Origin of the sequence: Pleurocapsa sp. PCC 7319, from assembly GCF_000332195.1 — a bacterium.
GTDB lineage: Bacteria > Cyanobacteriota > Cyanobacteriia > Cyanobacteriales > Xenococcaceae > Waterburya.
On sequence record NZ_KB235922.1, the window covers coordinates 1,103,665 to 1,122,784 of the forward strand.

13 protein-coding genes are annotated in these 19,120 nt (G+C 40.8%); 5 read left to right on the plus strand and 8 right to left on the minus strand.

Annotated features, from left to right (window positions below):
• Positions 1 to 134: 134 nt before the first annotated feature.
• From PLEUR7319_RS34685 to PLEUR7319_RS34690, 6 genes are all read right to left on the minus strand, one after another.
• On the minus strand, positions 135 to 4,061 hold the full coding sequence (locus PLEUR7319_RS34685) for a DNA-directed RNA polymerase subunit beta' (protein ID WP_019504904.1): 3,927 nt from the start codon (positions 4,059 to 4,061) through the stop codon (positions 135 to 137).
• A 62-nt stretch (positions 4,062 to 4,123) separates the two neighbouring features.
• Complete coding sequence (locus PLEUR7319_RS0109065; protein WP_019504905.1) at positions 4,124 to 6,007, minus strand: DNA-directed RNA polymerase subunit gamma; 1,884 nt, start codon at positions 6,005 to 6,007, stop codon at positions 4,124 to 4,126.
• A gap of 106 nt (positions 6,008 to 6,113) precedes the next feature.
• Positions 6,114 to 9,425: a DNA-directed RNA polymerase subunit beta gene (rpoB, locus tag PLEUR7319_RS0109070; protein WP_019504906.1), complete on the minus strand. Its 3,312-nt coding sequence runs from the start codon at positions 9,423 to 9,425 to the stop codon at positions 6,114 to 6,116.
• 114 nt (positions 9,426 to 9,539) lie between these two features.
• Entirely contained in the window at positions 9,540 to 10,325 is a 786-nt protein-coding gene (locus PLEUR7319_RS0109075) for a TatD family hydrolase (protein ID WP_019504907.1), read from the minus strand.
• A 95-nt stretch (positions 10,326 to 10,420) separates the two neighbouring features.
• The gene (gene rpsT / locus PLEUR7319_RS0109080; protein WP_019504908.1) at positions 10,421 to 10,711 is read right to left on the minus strand and encodes a 30S ribosomal protein S20; all 291 of its coding nucleotides are present in this window, start codon (positions 10,709 to 10,711) and stop codon (positions 10,421 to 10,423) included.
• A 118-nt stretch (positions 10,712 to 10,829) separates the two neighbouring features.
• On the minus strand, positions 10,830 to 11,498 hold the full coding sequence (locus tag PLEUR7319_RS34690; protein WP_019504909.1) for a TVP38/TMEM64 family protein: 669 nt from the start codon (positions 11,496 to 11,498) through the stop codon (positions 10,830 to 10,832).
• Between the two features lie 190 nt (positions 11,499 to 11,688).
• On the opposite strand from PLEUR7319_RS34690, the gene PLEUR7319_RS0109090 reads away from it, so the two are divergent.
• Entirely contained in the window at positions 11,689 to 13,923 is a 2,235-nt protein-coding gene (locus PLEUR7319_RS0109090) for a PhoX family phosphatase (RefSeq protein ID WP_019504910.1), read from the plus strand.
• A 205-nt stretch (positions 13,924 to 14,128) separates the two neighbouring features.
• Here PLEUR7319_RS0109090 and PLEUR7319_RS0109100 read toward each other — a convergent pair whose 3' ends face one another.
• Positions 14,129 to 14,395: a TM2 domain-containing protein gene (locus tag PLEUR7319_RS0109100; protein ID WP_019504911.1), complete on the minus strand. Its 267-nt coding sequence runs from the start codon at positions 14,393 to 14,395 to the stop codon at positions 14,129 to 14,131.
• A 132-nt stretch (positions 14,396 to 14,527) separates the two neighbouring features.
• Here PLEUR7319_RS0109100 and PLEUR7319_RS43450 point away from each other — a divergent pair, with 132 nt between their 5' ends.
• Both PLEUR7319_RS43450 and PLEUR7319_RS0109105 read left to right on the plus strand, forming a co-directional pair.
• A complete protein-coding gene (locus PLEUR7319_RS43450) occupies positions 14,528 to 14,938 on the plus strand; it encodes a DUF2752 domain-containing protein (RefSeq protein ID WP_071592908.1) in 411 nt (136 codons plus the stop codon).
• A 157-nt stretch (positions 14,939 to 15,095) separates the two neighbouring features.
• Positions 15,096 to 15,614, plus strand: coding sequence for a transcriptional repressor (locus PLEUR7319_RS0109105; protein ID WP_019504912.1), 519 nt, complete (start codon positions 15,096 to 15,098; stop codon positions 15,612 to 15,614).
• Positions 15,615 to 15,628: 14 nt separating this feature from the next.
• On the opposite strand, the gene PLEUR7319_RS0109110 is transcribed toward PLEUR7319_RS0109105, so the two are convergent.
• Positions 15,629 to 16,081 (minus strand): SufE family protein, encoded by a 453-nt coding sequence (locus PLEUR7319_RS0109110; RefSeq protein ID WP_019504913.1) that lies wholly within the window; start codon positions 16,079 to 16,081, stop codon positions 15,629 to 15,631.
• A 191-nt stretch (positions 16,082 to 16,272) separates the two neighbouring features.
• On the opposite strand from PLEUR7319_RS0109110, the gene PLEUR7319_RS0109115 reads away from it, so the two are divergent.
• Positions 16,273 to 17,562: a glucose-1-phosphate adenylyltransferase gene (locus tag PLEUR7319_RS0109115; protein ID WP_019504914.1), complete on the plus strand. Its 1,290-nt coding sequence runs from the start codon at positions 16,273 to 16,275 to the stop codon at positions 17,560 to 17,562.
• Positions 17,563 to 17,849: 287 nt separating this feature from the next.
• On the plus strand, positions 17,850 to 18,866 hold the full coding sequence (locus PLEUR7319_RS0109120) for a DnaJ C-terminal domain-containing protein (RefSeq protein WP_019504915.1): 1,017 nt from the start codon (positions 17,850 to 17,852) through the stop codon (positions 18,864 to 18,866).
• Positions 18,867 to 19,120 lie beyond the last annotated feature (254 nt).

Here is a 19,120-nt window from a genome sequence, read left to right on the forward strand (position 1 = left end):
AAACTTACAAAAAAAAACGATTCAATGAAGCTTGAAAGATCTCTCTCAATTATCACCGTATCGCTTTTAACTATTAATTCTAAGAGCCAAAACTGATGGCTTAGATTTTAGTATTTACCTGATTGGCATTTTAATTAACCTTCTGGCTCAATTGCCGAAGGATCTAGACCCGTATAAGCTCTTGCTGTCTTATCATCTAAAATGACATTTTCGTCGTCACTCAGATTTTTATAAGAACGGCGGGGAGTTTCATCTGGGCTAGCGTTAATGTCTTCTCCCAAGCGATAAGATTCAAAATCGCCACCATAGCCATATACTGCATTACTTCGTAGAGAAGAATCCATATCACCACGGACGTTCATTGGTTCATCATGGGTATTAAAACCACTACCGGCAGGAATCAGACGACCAATAATGACATTTTCTTTGAGTCCTCTCAGCCAGTCCGATTTACCTTCAATTGCTGCCTCAGTTAAAACTCTAGTAGTTTCCTGGAAGGAAGCCGCTGAAATAAAGCTATCGGTATTCAAGGATGCCTTAGTAATTCCTAACAGTACAGGAGTATATTGAGCCGGAGCACCTCCAGTAATAGACATAGCTTCGTTAACCTGTTCAATTTGACGTAACTCCAACAGTTCTCCCGGCAGAATGATAGTATCCCCCCCATCATCAACTCTAACTTTAGCAGTCATTTGTCTGACGATTACTTCAATGTGCTTATCAGAGATATCAATTCCCTGACTTTGGTAAACAGACTGTACCTGGCGAACTAAGAATAACTGGGCTTTTTGTAAGCCAATTAGAGATGCTTCATAACATCCTTTTTCAGGTAAGTGATAATTAAAGTAGGTCTCCAAAATCTCATGAGGATTAGCAGGTCCATCGGTTAGTGGTTCTCCTGCTTCTACGACCTGTCCATCACTAACGATGGCATTTTGCCCTGGTTTAATGGGATAGTCGCTAACTACTCCATCGTCTTCAATAATTTTGATATCTACAGTCTCGTTTTCTTCGTAGACGACTTGACAAACTCCAGAGCTGCGACTGAGAACACAAGCTTCCTTGGGTTTACGAGCTTCCAACAGTTCTTCAATACGTGGTAAACCTTGAATAATATCCCCTGTTTTAGAACGTTCAAATACTAGTAGAACCAAATTGTCACCACGCTGTACTAAGTCACCATGATCGATATGCAGTACTGCCCCTTGAGATACACGGTAAGGTCTTGTATGACGCAGAATTATCCTGGTTTTGCCTTCGGCTTTTTCGGTTATCTCAACAACCCGTCCTGATTGTTCTGTCCTGACTCCTGGAGCAATTTCACTACCAGATACAAGCAAATCTCCTTCTTTACAGTTGCAATCATTTTGGGCAACATCCAACTCATGAGTAATCAGATCGCTATCACGCACTACTAGGATACGACGAATAGCTTCAGAACCTTCTTGAATCCCCTGTACTTCTCCAGAAGATTTACATTGAATTTCAGTACGAGCAATAGTTGCACCTTTGGTAATTTCCTGACCATCTTTTACCAAAACTCTAGTTTGAATCTGTCCACTATGAGGATCGACATCGGTATCCCTTCTTAATACCAAAGATTCCAAAATTACCATCTGCAATCTTTTAGTATCAGAGTCATCGTCATCTGGTTGTAATTCGATGTCAGCACTTAGATTAGCAATTACATCTGATTCTTCGGTAGTATCGATTTCTAAGACTAATTGAGTACTTAGCAGAGATAGACTACTGACAGATTTAACTCGCTCTCCATCTTTATAAAATATTCTCTGTACAGAGCGTAATTCAATTTGACGACCATCATCTTGATTAATCGAAGCTTGAGAAGGAATTGAAGGTTCGTCTGCCACTTCAAACTCTTTGACTGGTCGTAAGATCAGAGCTGGTCCTTCAGTAGTTTCTACTACCTCTCCGTATCTCAGTTCTTCTACTGTTACTCCAGGCAGAACTTCTGTTCCTGGTTGAATTAGCTGTTCATGCCAATCACTCTTAGGATCATCTAGTTGGTGAATTTCTCCTGGTTTAATAATAATTTCCCGTAGAATGTCATTCTTTTGGACTACTTCGGCAATCCCCGAAGATTGACAGAATACGTCTTTAACAACCTCAGCACCGGCCTCTACATACTCTCCATCTTCAACGATCAAAAGTGATATATCTTTATTGACTTCATGGCTTTCTTCAGGAATCCACAGCAAAGAACCGCCTTTCTCAATTTCATAACCTTGTTTACGATTACCTTTACCAATGGTCAGACCGCCATATTTAATAATTCCGCCCGTTTCTGTGCGATAGCGATCATCGATTAACTCCGCAACAATTTGATTGTTTTGGACTTTTGTGCCAGGGGTAGCTTTAAGCAAGAACTTACGATTATCGGCAGTATAAATAATATATTGTTCGCGACCACCATCACTTTCAATTCTAACTTTGGCTTGGTCAAGAGATACCGAAGCGGTAACAATCTCAATCTCCCTGCTATCGGGTGACATTCTCACAACACCACCATTGGCGGCTGTTAGTCTAGTTTGCGCTAATATATCTCCTGGGTTAACTTTGTCGCCATTTTTCACGCTGGCTTCTGCACCAGGAAGTAAATTGTATACTTCCCCTGATAAAATCCACAGTAATCCAGCTCTTTGAGCTATGCGAGTAGTATTACCCTGGCGGTCTTTTTTATCCTCAGGTATGAGATCGGCAAAGACAACTTCTCCTGCTAAGTCAGAAGTTACGTCCTTAGCTGCCTTTTCAGTTGATTTTTGAACCTTAACTTTGGCGACTTCTACTAGCAGTTGTCCTTTTTTAACTTCTTCTCCATCTTTGACGTATACCAATGAACCTGCTGTTAAAGCAGTGCTAACGGTTTTACCTTTATTGGGGATTAATTGGATATCTCCCACGGTTTCTACCTGTTCTCGTACGTCTCCGTGACGAGTCCGAATTTGACGGGTGGTTAAACCTGTACCGAACTTAACCTTACCATCTGCCTTAGCTCTGATTTGCCGAGCTACTTCTCCTGTAAATACACCACCAGTATGGAAGGTACGCATAGTGAGCTGAGTACCTGGTTCTCCAATAGACTGAGCAGCAATAATCCCCACTGCTTCTCCCATATCTACCATGTGTCCGTGGGCAAGACTCCAACCGTAGCAATTTTGACAGACGGAACGAGCTGCTTCGCAAGTTAGAGGAGAACGCACCATGACTGTATCTACGCGATCGCCTAATTCTTTGGCTAATTCACGATTGATGTGCTGGTTACGAGGAGCAATTACTTCTTTAGTTTTTTTGTCTACGACATCTTCACCTAAAACTCTACCTAAAAGACGGTCTGATAGAGGAATCAAAGTGCGATCGCCGTCTTTCATAGCACTTAAAGTGATACCTCGCTGGGTACCACAGTCTACTTCTCGCACAATCACGTCTTGGGAAACGTCTACTAAACGACGAGTTAGATAACCAGAGTCAGCTGTACGCAAAGCTGTATCTACCAGACCTTTTCGCGCACCATAAGACGAGATAATGTATTCAGTGACAGTTAATCCCTCACGGAAATTAGTTTTAATTGGGAGGTCAATAATTTCCCCTTGCGGATCGGCCATCAAACCACGCATACCTACTAGCTGACGTACCTGAGACAAATTACCCCTCGCACCACTAAAAGCCATCATATAAACAGAATTTAGAGGATCAGTAGCACGAAAATTGGTTACTACTTCATCTTTTAGGTTTTCCGAAGTGCTATTCCAGGTATCAATTACTTTTTGGAAACGTTCTACTTCGGTGATTTCACCACGAGCATATCGATCCTCAGTTTCCCTAATTTCCACTTCTGCTGCTTCCAGCAACTCAGCTTTAATTGGTGGTACTTTTAAATCATCGACGCTAATGGAAACCCCCGCTACCGTAGCATAGCGAAAGCCCATTTCCTTAAGTAAATCAGCCATGGTCGCACTGCGAGCCGAGCCATATTCGGTATAAGACAAAGTCATCAATTTTTTCAGACGACCTTTATCAACGATGTGATTATAAAATTTCATTCTTAGTTTTTCCCGTTCCTAGCTATTAAAAGTCTCTAATCTCTCAGATTGAGCGATGTTGCTTATACCGTTGCTGTTAAAGCATTTTGTACGGTCTTGTTATAAATAATTCGACCGATAGTAGTCTCTATATACTGGGCAATTTGTTCTCCTTCAGGGGACTTTCTCACAAATCTTTGGCGATAATACTCAATCTTGCTACCATCAACCAAAGTTTCTGATTCCAAAACCTCATTGTCGGGTTTATCTGTTTCTACTTCTCCCTCATAACGTAGCCAGACATAGGCATGAATATCCACTTGTCCCTGCTCATAAGCTTTGATGGCGTCATCCAGGTTGCCAAAACGACGACCTTGTCCTTTAGTTGCCTGAGGATTTTCGGCAGTCAGATAATAGCAACCTAAAACCATATCTTGAGAGGGTGCGACAATTGGTCTTCCCGTGGCGGGAGAGAGAATATTATGACAAGCTAGCATTAGCAATCTAGCCTCAGCTTGGGCTTCTAGTGACAAGGGAACATGTACCGCCATCTGGTCACCATCAAAGTCAGCATTAAATGCCGGACAAACTAAGGGATGCAGTTGAATTGCCCTACCTTCGACTAAAATTGGCTCAAATGCTTGAATACCTAAACGGTGCAAGGTAGGAGCCCGGTTTAACATTACTGGATGTCCAGCAATTACTTCTTTAAGTACCTCGTAGACACTGGGGTCGTTGCGCTGAATTAGTTTTTTGGCGGCTTTGATATTATTGACCATACCGCTATTGATTAAACGATGGATCACAAAGGGTTGAAACAACTCGATCGCCATTTCCCTAGGCAAGCCACACTGATAAATCTTCAGTTTAGGACCAACCACAATTACAGAACGTCCTGAATAATCAACCCGTTTACCCAATAAGTTTTGGCGAAAACGTCCTTGCTTACCCTCAATAATGTCTGAGAGAGATTTAAGAGGACGATTGTTGGCACCAACAACTGTCCGACCGCGACGACCATTATCGATCAGAGCATCTACAGCCTCTTGTAGCATCCGTTTTTCATTACGGACAATAATTTCTGGAGCTAAAATCTCTTGCAGTCTAGCTAAACGATTGTTGCGGTTAATTACTCGTCGATAAAGATCGTTCAGGTCAGAAGTAGCAAAACGACCACCATCTAGCTGTACCATCGGACGTAGATCGGGAGGAATTACGGGAATAGCCGTAACTACCATCCACTCTGGACGAGAACCTGTCGCCACAAAGTTATCAATTACCCGCAGACGTTTAATTAACTTAGCTCTTTTCTGTCCTTTAGCATCGTTAATTTGCTCACGTAGTTTCTCGGCTTCTTCTTCTAAATTAACTTCTTCTAAAAGCCGTTGAACCGCTTCAGCACCAATACCTACTTCAACCCCGACTAATTCAGAGTCTTCGCTATAAAGCTGGTCTTCAATTTCAATCCACTGATCTTCAGTCAACAACTGTTTGGCAGATAAATTGCCTGCATTGCCAGGATCGAGAACTACATACGCGTTAAAATAAACTACCTGTTCTACATCTCGTAACGGCATATCAAGTAAGATACTCAAATAGCTAGGAATACCCTTGAGATACCAAACATGAGTCACAGGTGCTGCGAGCTTAATATAGCCCATACGATGACGGCGTACCCGTGACTCTGTAACTTCCACTCCACAACGCTCACAGACAATTCCGCGATGGCGTACGCGTTTGTATTTACCGCAATGACATTCCCAGTCCTTGGCTGGACCAAAAATGCGCTCACAAAATAACCCGTCCATTTCAGGTTTGAGAGTACGGTAGTTAATCGTTTCTGGTTTAGTTACCTCGCCAACTAATTGACCGTTAGGCAGAGTTCTTTCTCCCCATTGACGAATTCGCTCTGGAGAGGCAATACCAATTTTTACGTAATCAAATCGCTGTTCTATTTGGTTTCTCATTATTGACTGAATATTAGGGATAGGGATTAGTTGTTTCTTGACAAGAAACGAAGGCAGAAGAAATACTTTCTTCATCCTTCATAACCCATCATTCATCCTTTAAAAGCTATACTTCTTCGGTGGTTTCTTCTCGCTGTAAAGATTCATAAGTAGGACGATTAGGAGTACGACGAGGAGTATCTGCCATTAAATCCACTTCAACATCACGACTGCTACCATCCTCTAACGCCTCCAATTTATGAACCGCGATATCTAACCCTAAAGACTGCAATTCTCGCATCAATACTTTGAAGGATTCTGGGGTACCAGGGCGAGGAATCGGTTTCCCTTTAACAATGGCGTTTAGCGCCTCGTTTCGTCCCTGCATATCGTCAGATTTAACCGTCAATAACTCTTGTAGAGTATAGGCTGCACCATAGGCTTCTAATGCCCATACCTCCATTTCTCCAAAGCGTTGTCCCCCCTGTTGTGCTTTACCGCCTAAAGGCTGTTGAGTAACTAGAGAGTAAGGACCAGTAGAACGAGCGTGAATCTTGTCGTCTACCAGATGAACCAGCTTAAGCATATAAGCCTTACCTATGGTTACAGGACGATCAAATGGTTCTCCTGTGCGTCCGTCAAAGACTTGGATTTTTCCGGGGTTTTGCTCATCATATACCCAAGATCTACCTGGTTTACGAGCAGCTTCCTGAATTTTGCCATGTACAGTTTCTCGAGATGCTTCTTTGCCATACATCTCATCAAAAGGCATCATTTTGAAACGCATTGCCAAGTTTTCCCCAGCCCAGCCCAAGAGACACTCAAACACCTGTCCCACATTCATCCGCGAAGGAACACCCAAGGGATTGAGGGCGATATCAATCGGCGTACCATCAGGAAGATAGGGCATATCTTCAATCGGCAAAATACGGGAAATAATTCCTTTGTTGCCATGACGACCTGCCATTTTATCCCCTACTTGAATCTTACGTTTTTGAGCCACGTAGATTCTGACTACCATGTTTGCTCCAGGGGGCAGCTCGTCACCCTGTTCTCTGGTAAAGACACGAACATCTACTACCCTACCTTTCTCTCCATTAGGAACTCGTAGGGAATTATCACGAACATCCCTAGCTTTTTCGCCAAAGATTGCTCTCAAGAGCTTTTCTTCTGGAGGCTGATCGGATTCTCCTTTGGGAGTCACTTTACCAACTAGGATTTCTCCCGCTTCTACCCAAGCACCAATATGAATAATGCCCCGTTCGTCTAGGTTGCGCAAAGCATCTTCCCCAACATTAGGAATTTCTCTGGTGATTTCCTCTGGTCCTAATTTGGTTTGTCGAGCTTCAATTTCAAATTTTTCGACGTGAATACTAGTGTAAACATCATCATAAACTAGACGTTCGCTGATTAAGATGGCATCTTCATAGTTGTAACCTTCCCAGGGCATATAGGCGATTAAAACATTCTGTCCTAAGGCTAGTTCTCCACCTTCAGTAGAGGAGCCGTCTGCCAAGACCTGTCCTGGGACAACATCTTCTCCTGCATAAACCAAAGGTCGCTGATTTAAACAAGTATCTTGATTAGAACGCTGGTATTTCTGTAATTTATATGTGATTTCCTCCCCAGGGTCGGGGGCATACAATCCATTGTTCCCCTCTTCTACTCTGACCCTAACAACATTAGCGTCAACATAAGTCACAATTCCGTGAGTTCGTGACACCACAACCATCCCAGAATCTCGAGCAGCTTGAGCTTCTAAGCCAGTACCAACTAAAGGACGCTCTGGTCTCAAGAGAGGTACAGCTTGACGCTGCATATTGGAACCCATTAGGGCGCGGTTGGCATCATCATGCTCCAAGAAGGGAATCAAACTAGTAGCTACTGAGACAATCTGCACCGGAGAAATAGCTACATAATCAACTTCATCTGAAGCACAGGTGGAAAATTCTTGACGGTAACGAATGGCGATCGTATCTCCCAGAATATAGCCATCATCATCTGTAGCCACATCTCCTGGTGCCACTCTCATGTCGTCTTCTTCATCAGCAGTGAGGTACACAGGCGCATCATCACGCAATACACGACCATTCTTCACTGGATAATAAGGCGTGGCAATAAAACCATAGGGATTTACTCGGGCATAAGTAGCTAATGAACCAATTAATCCAGCGTTAGGTCCTTCAGGAGTTTCCACCGGACAAATTCGACCATACTGAGTAGGATGAATGTCTCGAACAGCAAAACCCGCTCTTTCTCGAGTTAATCCCCCTGGACCAAGGGCTGAAAGACGACGTTTATGGGTTAATTCGGCTAGGGGATTAGTTTGATCCATGAACTGGGATAACTGGGACGAACCAAAGAATTCTTTGATCGCAGCTACCAATGGTTTAGGATTGACTAAAGCTGCTGGAGTTAAGCTATTAGCCTCGCTGACTGTCATCCGTTCACGAATAATTCTTTCGAGACGATTTAAACCGACCCTCACTTGGTTTTGCAGCAATTCTCCAACGGAACGTACTCGGCGATTGCCTAAGTGGTCGATGTCATCGGTGCTACCACCGTCGAATTCTAAGTTAATTAGATAGGCTACTGCTGCCAAAATATCAGTAGTGGTTAGTACTCTGGTGGTATCGGGAACCGTAAGACGCAGCTTTTTATTAAGTTTATAACGACCAACCCGTCCTAAATCATAGCGTTTAGAATCGAAGAAGCGTGATTCTAATAGTTGCTGCCCACCACTAACAGTAGGAGGTTCTCCAGGACGTAGCTTACGATAAAGCTCTAACAAGGCTTCTTCTTCGCTGGGGTTCCCCTCTTTGTCTAAAGTCTTCTGATAAAAGTCAGGATGGCGAATTCCATCCATGATCTCATTGTCGCTCAAACCGATCGCCTTTAATAGCACCTGAGCTGAAAGCTTCCGGGTTTTATCGATTCTGACCCAAACTAAACCATTTTTATCAGTTTCAAACTTTAACCAAGCTCCTCGGTTGGGAATTAACGACGCAGAATAAGTACGACGACCATTTTTATCGGTTTCCGCTTTATAGTAAACTCCAGGAGAACGCACAATCTGGTTGACAATTACCCTTTCCGCACCATTGATAATAAAAGTTCCCCGGTCGGTCATTAAGGGCAAATCCCCGACAAACACCTCCATTTCCTTGATTTCACCGCTTTCTTTATCGATTAAACGGGTCGGAACATAAACTTGAACGTTATAAGTGCTATCGCGGCGTTTAGCCTCTTCCATAGAATACTTAGGTTCTTTGAGCCGATAGTTTTCCCCCAGGAAATGTAGCTCAAATTTACCAGTGTAATCAGTGATTGGGGAAAAACTATTAAGTTCTTCGATTAATCCCTCTTCTAGAAACCAACGAAAGCTAGAACGCTGAATTTCAATTAAGTCTGGTAGCAGGTTATAAGTCAGATTAGTCATGAAGATTATGGCTCTTGATACTATGTTTGAGTTTTTCGGCTCTGAGAAAAAGTTGAAAACTAAAGTTTAAAGTTTATTATTTAGAATTTAGAGAAGTTAAATGGCAATTTATTGCTAACTCTTTAGCTGAATGTTAAATAAACGACAAGCGTTCTCCGTAGTCTGCTCAGCTATACTCTCCAAGGAGACTTGGCGTAGTTGAGCAACATGTTCAGCTACGTGCAATACATAAGAAGGTTCATTAGTTTTACCTCGGCGAGGAACAGGAGCCAAAAAAGGACAGTCTGTCTCAATTAGTAGGCGATCGCTGGGCACCATTTTAGCTGCTGTTTGCACTTGCTTGGCGTTTTTAAAAGTAACAATACCGCTATAGCTGATATAGAAACCTAGATCGAGAAACCACCCAGTTTCTTCTTTATTTCCTCCCCAGCAGTGCATAACCCCTGGAACTGCTCCTTCAGTTTGCCAAAAGTCAGTCAATAATTCCTTTAAACTAGCTGCCGCCTCGCGACAGTGAATAATGACCGGCTTGTCGAGTTCTTTGGCTATTCTCAACTGCTCTTGTAAAGCGACAATCTGTATTTTCTGGTTATCGGCTTTATAGTAATCTAAACCTGTTTCACCAATAGCCACTACACGGACATCTGAAGCCGCTAGGGACTTTATTTCCTTTGCGGTGCTATCTTGCCACTTATCGGCATCTAAGGGATGTAACCCAACCGCAAAAGACAATTCAGGGAAACGATCCGCTAAGGACTGTATTCCCTGAAACTCTTTAGGTTCTACACAAGAATGTACCAAGTGGACTACACCTGCTTCCTGCCAACGCTGCTTTAACGAGCTTAAATTCCCTTGAAAAACATCGAAATTGATGTGAACATGGGTATCTATTAACTGCATTTACTTGGTGTATCGCTTGTTATCAAAATATATTTGTATTAATTAAGGCTCGACACTTAGCTTAAGAAAGAGCTGCATAATTCAACAATTCAGACTTAAGAAGCTGTCGCATTTTTCAATATTCTAGCTATGCGGGCTTTTTTCCTGGCTCCATTGTTTTTATGCAAGACATTGCGCTTAACTGCTTTGTCTATTTTACTGTAAGCTGCCGACATAGCTTGCTTAACAGTTTCTAGATTTTCTGGAGTGGGTTCGGCTGTATATGTTTCTACCGCACCAAAATATTTTTTAGTAAGCGTTCTGAGGGCAGATTTGTACGTTTTATTACGCAGACGATTGCGCTCTGCTGTTCTGATACGTTTGATTGCCGATTTGGAATTAGCCACAGGAAGTTATTATTTTTGTGAGTAAATTTGAAATTATACATAAACAGGATTTATCAATATAGCAACAATTTGACAAATGTGTCAAGCTAAAAAATATATTATTATACTTTAATTTTTATTAGCGTCGAGCTTTTACTCGATTTTGAGACTCTTGCCGCCTGGATGATTGCGCCTTCAAGTGTCTAGTCGATTTTTTAAATAGAGTGCCATGCATTAACTTAGTGGTGTAGGCGATCGCCATTAGGGTGGTAACAAAACCGATAACTGAAGCTACAATCTGTCTAGGATCGTTGTTTCCTGAGAGCAAATTAGTTCCGACGGAAGCCAAATATACATACAAGGAAATCACTGGTAACATTCCCAACCAAGAAACAAAAAGATATTGCCAGAAATTGATTCTAGTTAGACTAAAGCCATAGTTCAGCACATTAGAAGGCACAATTGGTGAAAGACGGGTTAGAAAGACAATTTTCCACCCTTGTTGAGCGACGGCGCGGTCAAATTTATGCCAATGCGGGCGTTCAGAGATCCACTTGTTGACGGCTTTACGAGCTACAGTTTTGCCCAACATATAACAGGTGGCGACACTCACTGTATCGGAAAAGGATACCACGACCAAACCAGGAATAAAGCCAAATAGACTGCCCGCAGCTAAAAAAAGAAAAATTGCTGGTAATCCGATTAAGGTTGCCAAAAGATAAATACTAATAAAAGCGGGATAAGCTAAGTGTCCAAGAGAACTCAGCCAATGATTTGTTTGCCAAAGCCATTCTTGCCAATAAAACATAAGATTTCTCGTAATTAGCCGCCTAACAGTTAATCAGGAGCTAATGACATCGAGTGTTTTCGAATTGAATAAATAAGGAGATTAAAAAAATTACAACCATTGATTAATAAGTTGTTAACATTCGGAGTTTAGCTTATGAATATGAATTTCTCAAAAATTTGCTTTATTTTCTTTTTGTTAACAGTAAATTATGAATGTTAATCGCCGACATTTCTTGTTCTTTTTTGCTGCTGTTGCTGGATCTGTGGCTTCAGGTTCCAGGGGACAAGAAAGACTTCAATTAGGCAATTTCCCCGCCATAGCTCAAACTGACTACTCATCTTTGAGCTCAGCTAATTCTAGTTTGGGCTTTAAATCAGTTAAAGTTCCTCTTCCTCTTGAGATAGAGCAACTTCCCATTTCGGAACAAATAGAGACTTATGGAAGCTATGAAGTTAAAGATGATTTAGTTTTACCAAAAAATTTTACTTATGATTTGATTGCTGCTTGGGGCGATCGCGTAGGAGATTCCCGTTTTGGCTATAATAACGACTATTTATCTCTGATTGAGACTGTTCCCAACGAGGGATACCTCACGGTTAATTTTGAATATATTAGCGGAGGTACCTGGATGCAAACTTATCCCCTGGTGATTGGCAAACAACTTCCTTTTACTGAATTAATTGCTCTGACTAAACCGCAAGAGGGTGAAATTGATGCTTTTAGTCTTACAGATAATGACCAACTCAAAGGAAAAATCAGGAAAATTTCCCGGGAAGGATTAATCGACCAGGGACTGGGAGTAATTTCGGTTAAGCGAAATGCAGATGGTATTTGGGAGAGAACTTATTCTGATGCCGATCGCCGTGTTACGGGAATTTCAGGTTTGGATAACCCTGAGCGTTCCCTCAGGTCGACCGGTGCAGCAGTGGCAATATTTACTAAAGCCAACAAACTGGGTTATGAAGATGGCTTAGGCGATCGCATTATTGGCACATTTCAAAATTGTGCTGGAGGGACAACACCCTGGGGAACCGTACTCAGCGCGGAAGAAAATTTCCAAGATCAAGTACCCGAACCAGTTATGGCAGATGGTTCTTCCTTGCATCCCAGTGCCACTCCATTTTTAATTACTGATGAAGATCTTGACGGCAGAGGAAATGTATTTGGTCTAGCCGGAAATAAATACGGTTGGATGGTGGAGATTGACCCAGCTAACCCCGACGACTATGGAACTAAACATACCTGGCTGGGACGTTATCGCCATGAAGCTTTTGGTATTCGTGCGGTTGCAGGCAAAAATCTGGCAGTTTATTCAGGATGCGATCGCCGTGGAGGTCATTTATACAAGTTTATTAGTAGTGGTCAAGTAAATAATCCCCAGGATAAATCCAACTCCCGCTTATTTGAGGATGGTATGCTCTATGGAGCAAAATTTTACCCCAATGGTATTGGAGAATGGATTCCCCTCAATCCTGATACTTTAGTCAATCCTGTATCACCCAATCAGGTAGTAGGGGGAATAGTGATCTTGCCCAATAGCGATCGTGCTGCGGGTGGAGTGATTGAAGTGACTACAGAAGAACAGATGCAACCCATGGTTACAAACTATAAAACTTTGGGAGATATATATCAAGGAGATAGCCCCCAAGAAACCCAAGGAGCAATTTTAATTGATGCTCACTTTGCTGCTAATGCAGCAGGAATAACCTGTACAGCTCGTCCTGAGGACACCATTGTTAATGAGGAAGGTATTTTGTTTATTGCCTTTACCTCTGGCTCTGATGGCAGCGATGGTGGTCCAGATAAAGCCATCTTTGTTGGTCCTGATGGCGAGTCCAATTATGAATATGGCTGGATTATGAAACTCGAAGAAGATGACAAAGATCCTGCCTCCCTTAGTTTTACCTGGAGTATGCTCGCCACTGGAGGCGAACCAGCTAAAGGAGGTGCTGGCTTTGCCAATCCTGATAATTTATCTTTTGATCGAGCTGGAAATCTTTGGATGGTAACTGATATGTCTACTAGTACTCATAATGTTACAGTTCCCGCTAGAACAGAAAACCGAGAATCATTATCTGGCAAGGATTTACTAGGGGTATTTGGGAATAACTCTCTGTGGTATGTTCCCCTGACTGGTGATGATGCAGGAAATAGTTATCCGTTTGCGATCGGTCCCATGGAATGTGAATGTACCGGGTTAACCTTTGATAGCAATAACAGCAATTTGTTTTTAGCGATCCAACATCCAGGAGAACGAAACGGGATTCGTCAAAATATGGCAGCAGAATCACGAAATTTTGAACTGCTAGCTACTGATGGCACAGTATTTAAACAACAAAGACAAGTACCTATTGGTTCAAATTGGCCTAGTGGCAAGGTTAATCAGCCTCCTTTACCAGGAGTGGTAGCAATTAGACGGGTTAATGAAAAAAATATTGTTTAGCTTAGCTATTATTTTGAGATCTTCGCTTCTCACTGTAGATTAAGTAAATCCCATAGATCAATGCCAGGACTTGTACTGGCATTATCGCTGCGTAGCTCTTAAAAAATATATTAATGTCTAGGTTAGAGAAGGTAGTTAAATAAACTGCTCCCAAAATAGCCAGGATGATTTTGCTCGAAGTACGTTTCAATTCCAGCATTAGTAACTAAAACCAGCCTTTTTTTGCTGCCATGTAAGTGTTATAAAATTCATCATCAGATTTAGTTAGATACATAATCCCTTCAATTAGACCGATGATACCCATAACTGGTGAACCAAGACCACAAGTTAAAACGCTTACTAGTAACATCACTAAGCCTTCTGTAGTGTAACCTAGGATAAATTTATGAATTCCTAAAGCTCCCAATATAATGCCACAGATACCACAAACAATCTTTTTGTTGTTAGCATTTCCGTTCTGAGGATTAGTCATAACTATTCAATATTTTTATGCTTAGTTCATTGCACAACAGTATATTCAGGCAACTCTTTTTTTGTCTTCAGTGACTATACTAAAGTCTGATAATTTTGCAAATTTATTGATAGTTATATCTGTCATATTTATATGTCAACCAAAACCTACCAGTTAGCGGCAATATGCGCTCTAAGCACGCTAATATTTCAAATTTTATATAATTTTAATCCAGCTGATCCCAACAAAATATACCCCCCAAGTCTATCAAGAGAGTGGGGGGGATTTTATTGTCCTGGATGCGGAATGTTGAGAGCTTTACATCAATTGCTACATGGAAATTGGCAATCTGCTTTGAGGTTTAATCCATTATTAATAATATGCCTACCGTATCTTATTTATTGGATTACACCCTATTTTGTCAAATATTTTTATAGAATAAACTTATACACTATTCACTATAAAAATCTACAAATAATCGTAACTATATTGGTTATTTTGGTTTACGGAGTATTGAGAAATATTCCCTCGCCAATTTTCTTGTGGTTAGTCCCTCCTTCTTGATAAACAATTATTTCTCTAATTTTTCTCTAATTGTAGTAGAGCAAATAAAGAGCTGGGAACAACCTAACACATAATTCTGTAACCAAACTTTATTGCAAAGGCCGCGCAAGAACACTATCATTGTCAATAAGCAAGAAATAATTGAAAAAAGAATGGTATGGCAAATTACACGGCAGCTTCCTTAAAAGCGGAACTAAATTCTAGAGGCTGGCGGATGACTCCTCAGAGAGAAAAAATCCTGCACGTATTTCAAAATCTACCTAAAGGCAATCACCTAAGTGCTGAAGAGTTACATAATCTCGTTACTAAACGAGGTGAAGCGATTAGTTTATCAACTATCTACCGCAGTGTTAAGTTAATGGCACGAATGGGGATTTTGCGAGAATTAGAATTAGCTGAAGGTCACAAGCATTATGAGCTGAACCAACCTTATCCTCATCATCACCATCACGTTGTTTGTATTCAATGCAACAACACCATTGAGTTTAAAGATGACACAATCCTCAAACACAGTTTAAAGCAGTGTAAGAAAGAAGGATTCCAGCTAATTGATTGTCAATTAACGGTGATGACTATTTGTCCAGAAGCAATTCGCATGGGTTGGCCTTCTGCTCTGCCTACAGATTGGTGTTGCACGAGAGTAATTTCTGAAAGAGAAACAAACAACCAAGACTAAATAAATTTAAATCATTAATTTTCAGGTTGTTCTGTTGTTCCTAAATGAAACCCGAGAGCTTTTTTCTTCATCATCTGAAAAATATTGAAAAAGCCATTGGCTCGGGACGGAGTAAGACTAACTTTCAAGCCTGTATCCTCGATAAAGTCCGGTTCTATCTGGATGATTTCTTCAGGAGGTAAATTATTTAATCCTTCAATTAAGAAGGCCACAAGCCCTTTAACTAATTGTGCGTCTGAATCACCCTGATAAAATACTTTACCATCTTGAAGACTGGCAGTAATGTATACCTGAGAAACACAACCATTTACCTTATTTTGGGCTATTTTAGACGATTCTGGCATTTCGGGAAGTTTTTTAGCATACCAAAGTAGTTGTTCGTACTTTTGCTTGGGATTAGAACGACGTTGAAAACGAGCAACAATTTTGCCTAATTTCGGAGGAAGCTGTGTTTCTGTTGATGACATATTTAATACAATTTCCTAAAAAACTAAATAATAGGTGACGATACTGAGCTTAGGTTCAATGAGTGTTTACATTACATCCTCTTTTACACTTTAACAAAATAGATTCTTTTCCACTTCATTTTGCTGAATCTGTCCCCCAGTCAGATAAACTTTATTTGGAGAGGCACAGGCAGTCACGAGGTTTTTTTGAAGTGAAAAGAGTATTAGGTATTATTCTCGGAGGCGGTGCGGGTACTCGTTTATATCCCCTAACAAAATTAAGGGCTAAACCGGCAGTACCTCTAGCCAGTAAATATCGTTTGATAGACATTCCAGTCAGTAATTGCATAAATTCAGAGATTCTTAAAATTTATGTTCTGACTCAATTTAATTCTGCTTCTCTTAATCGACATCTAAATCGCAGTTATAATTTTTCTGGATTTAGGGAAGGATTTGTGGAGGTATTGTCAGCGCAGCAAACTAAGGACAACTCGGGTTGGTTTCAAGGTACTGCTGATGCTGTGCGCCAATATATTAACTCGATTAAGGAATGGGATGTTGATGAATGTATTATTCTTTCAGGCGATCATCTCTATCGTATGGACTATAGCAAGTTTATTCGGCACCATCGGGAAACCAACGCCGACATAACTCTGTCTGTAGTGCCAATTGATGATAAGAGAGCTTCTAGTTTTGGTTTGATGAAAATTGATAATCAAGGTAGAGTTATCGACTTTTCCGAAAAACCCAAGGGTGAAGATCTCAAAAAAATGCAGGTAGATACCAGCATATTGGGTCTGACACCAGAAAAAGCTCAGAAAAGTCCGTACATAGCTTCTATGGGCATCTATGTGTTTAAAAAGGACGTTTTAGTCAACTTATTAGAAAAACACCCCGATCAAACCGACTTCGGAAATGAAATTATTCCTGGAGCGGCTAAGGATCACAATCTCCAAGCATACCTATTTAAGGGATATTGGGAAGACATTGGAACAGTTGAATCATTTTATGAAGCAAATTTAGCTCTTACAAAGCAACCTAAACCTGATTTTAGCTTCTACGATGAAAAAGCCCCAATTTATACTCGTTCCCGCTATTTACCACCAACCAAACTGCTGAATTGTCAAGTCAATGAGTCCATGATTGGTGAAGGATGTATCCTCAAAAATTGTCAGATTAATCACTCTGTAATCGGAGTGCGAACTCGAATAGAAGCTAACTGCACCATTGAAGACACTTTGATTATGGGGGCAGATTTCTACGATCCCTTTGCTGAAAGGGAATCTGGCTTACAAAAAGGAGGAATTCCTGTTGGAATTGGTGAAGGGTCAACAGTTCGTCATGCCATTGTAGATAAAAATGCTTGTATTGGTCGTAATGTCCAGATAATAAATAAAGATCGAGTTGAAGAAGCTCAAAGAGAAGACGACGGCTTTTATATTCGTAGTGGTATTGTCGTTATTTTAAAAAATGCGACCATAGCTGATAATACTGTTATATAGGTAATTTAAAATCTTGTCAGTAACTACCAGCAACTAATTTTCTATCACTTTTTACCAAAGAATTAGTTTAGAGTTAGTATCTTGATATCTAAAAAAGGGGTGTGCTTTTACTTGCCACCCCTTTTTTTAAAAAAGTTTGATAGATGTCAACGCATCTTAAATTTGAGCTGCTACAAGATTAACCTATGAGTATTTAAGGTTAAACTTTAAATAAGATTATTAATTCTATTTATATTTAGTTCGACCTACTCAGATTCGGCACATTTTTCCCAGGAGCAGATAACCTTATGCCTTCAACTGAATTTAAAGATTATTACGCTATTTTAGGAGTTAGCAAAACTGCCAGTGCGGATCAGATAAAAAAGCAATTTAGAAAACTAGCATTAAAATATCATCCTGACCGCAATCAGGGGAACAAAGCAGCTGAGGCAAAGTTTAAGGAAATTAGCGAAGCTTATGAAGTGTTATCTGACACGGATAAGCGTTCTAAATATGACCGTTTTGGTCAATATTGGCAACAGAGTACGGCAACAGGATACTCCAGAAGTAATTCCAATACTCAAGTTGATTTTGGTGGGACAGACTTTAGCCAATACGGTAATTTTGAAGAGTTCATCAACGAACTATTGGGACGCTTTTCCACTCCTGGAGCTAATAGTACTAATTCTCAAAAGTACTCGTATCAAACTTCTACTAAGAATAGTAGTTCACGCTCTTATTCAAACAACAACTTTCAGGATTTTGGTGGTTTTGGTCAGCAATCAGCACCAGTCCAAAGTGAAGCTAGTATTAGTCTAAGCTTTTCTGAAGCATTTAGAGGTACAACTAAGCGTCTCAAACTAGGAGCAGAAACAATGGAAGTTCGTATCCCTGCGGGAGCTAAACCAGGTACTCGTATCCGTCTAGCAGGAAAAGGAAAGCCCAGTGGTTACGGTCAACCGAGAGGAGATTTGTATCTGAATGTTAAATTAAACCCCCATTCGTTTTTTGATTTTGAAGGAGATAATTTAGTTTGTGAAGTTCCTGTCGCTCCAGACGAGGCAGTTCTAGGAGCTTCCATCAGTATTCCCACTCCTGATGGCGCTGTGAATATGAAAGTTCCTGCTGGTATTCGTTCTGGTCAAGTATTACGCCTCAGAGGGAAAGGTTGGTCTTCTCCCAAAGGTGGCAGAACAGATCAGCTAGTACGCATTATTATTGCTACCCCCAAGCAAATTACTGCTAAAGAAAGAGATTTTTATGAAAAAATTCGCGATATCCGCAGTGAAAATCCCCGCGATAGCATAAGGAATATTAGACTTTAATTATTTCTTATCCTAAGTAAAATTTTTGTCGTTAGAAGAACGTTAACGATCGCAATTACCAAGATGATAGGTTTAAGAGCGCACGTTCCAAACAATTGTTGGTTGATAATTTAGCTATGATATCTGAACTTTCAGTTTGACAAAAAGTGATAAAGTTTGCATTGTAAGGAATTAGCGCACTTTGCTAGTGGGATTTACTGGGCAAAAATCAATCAAACTCCCAATAAATCTAAGCAAGACTGTTGAAGTAAATA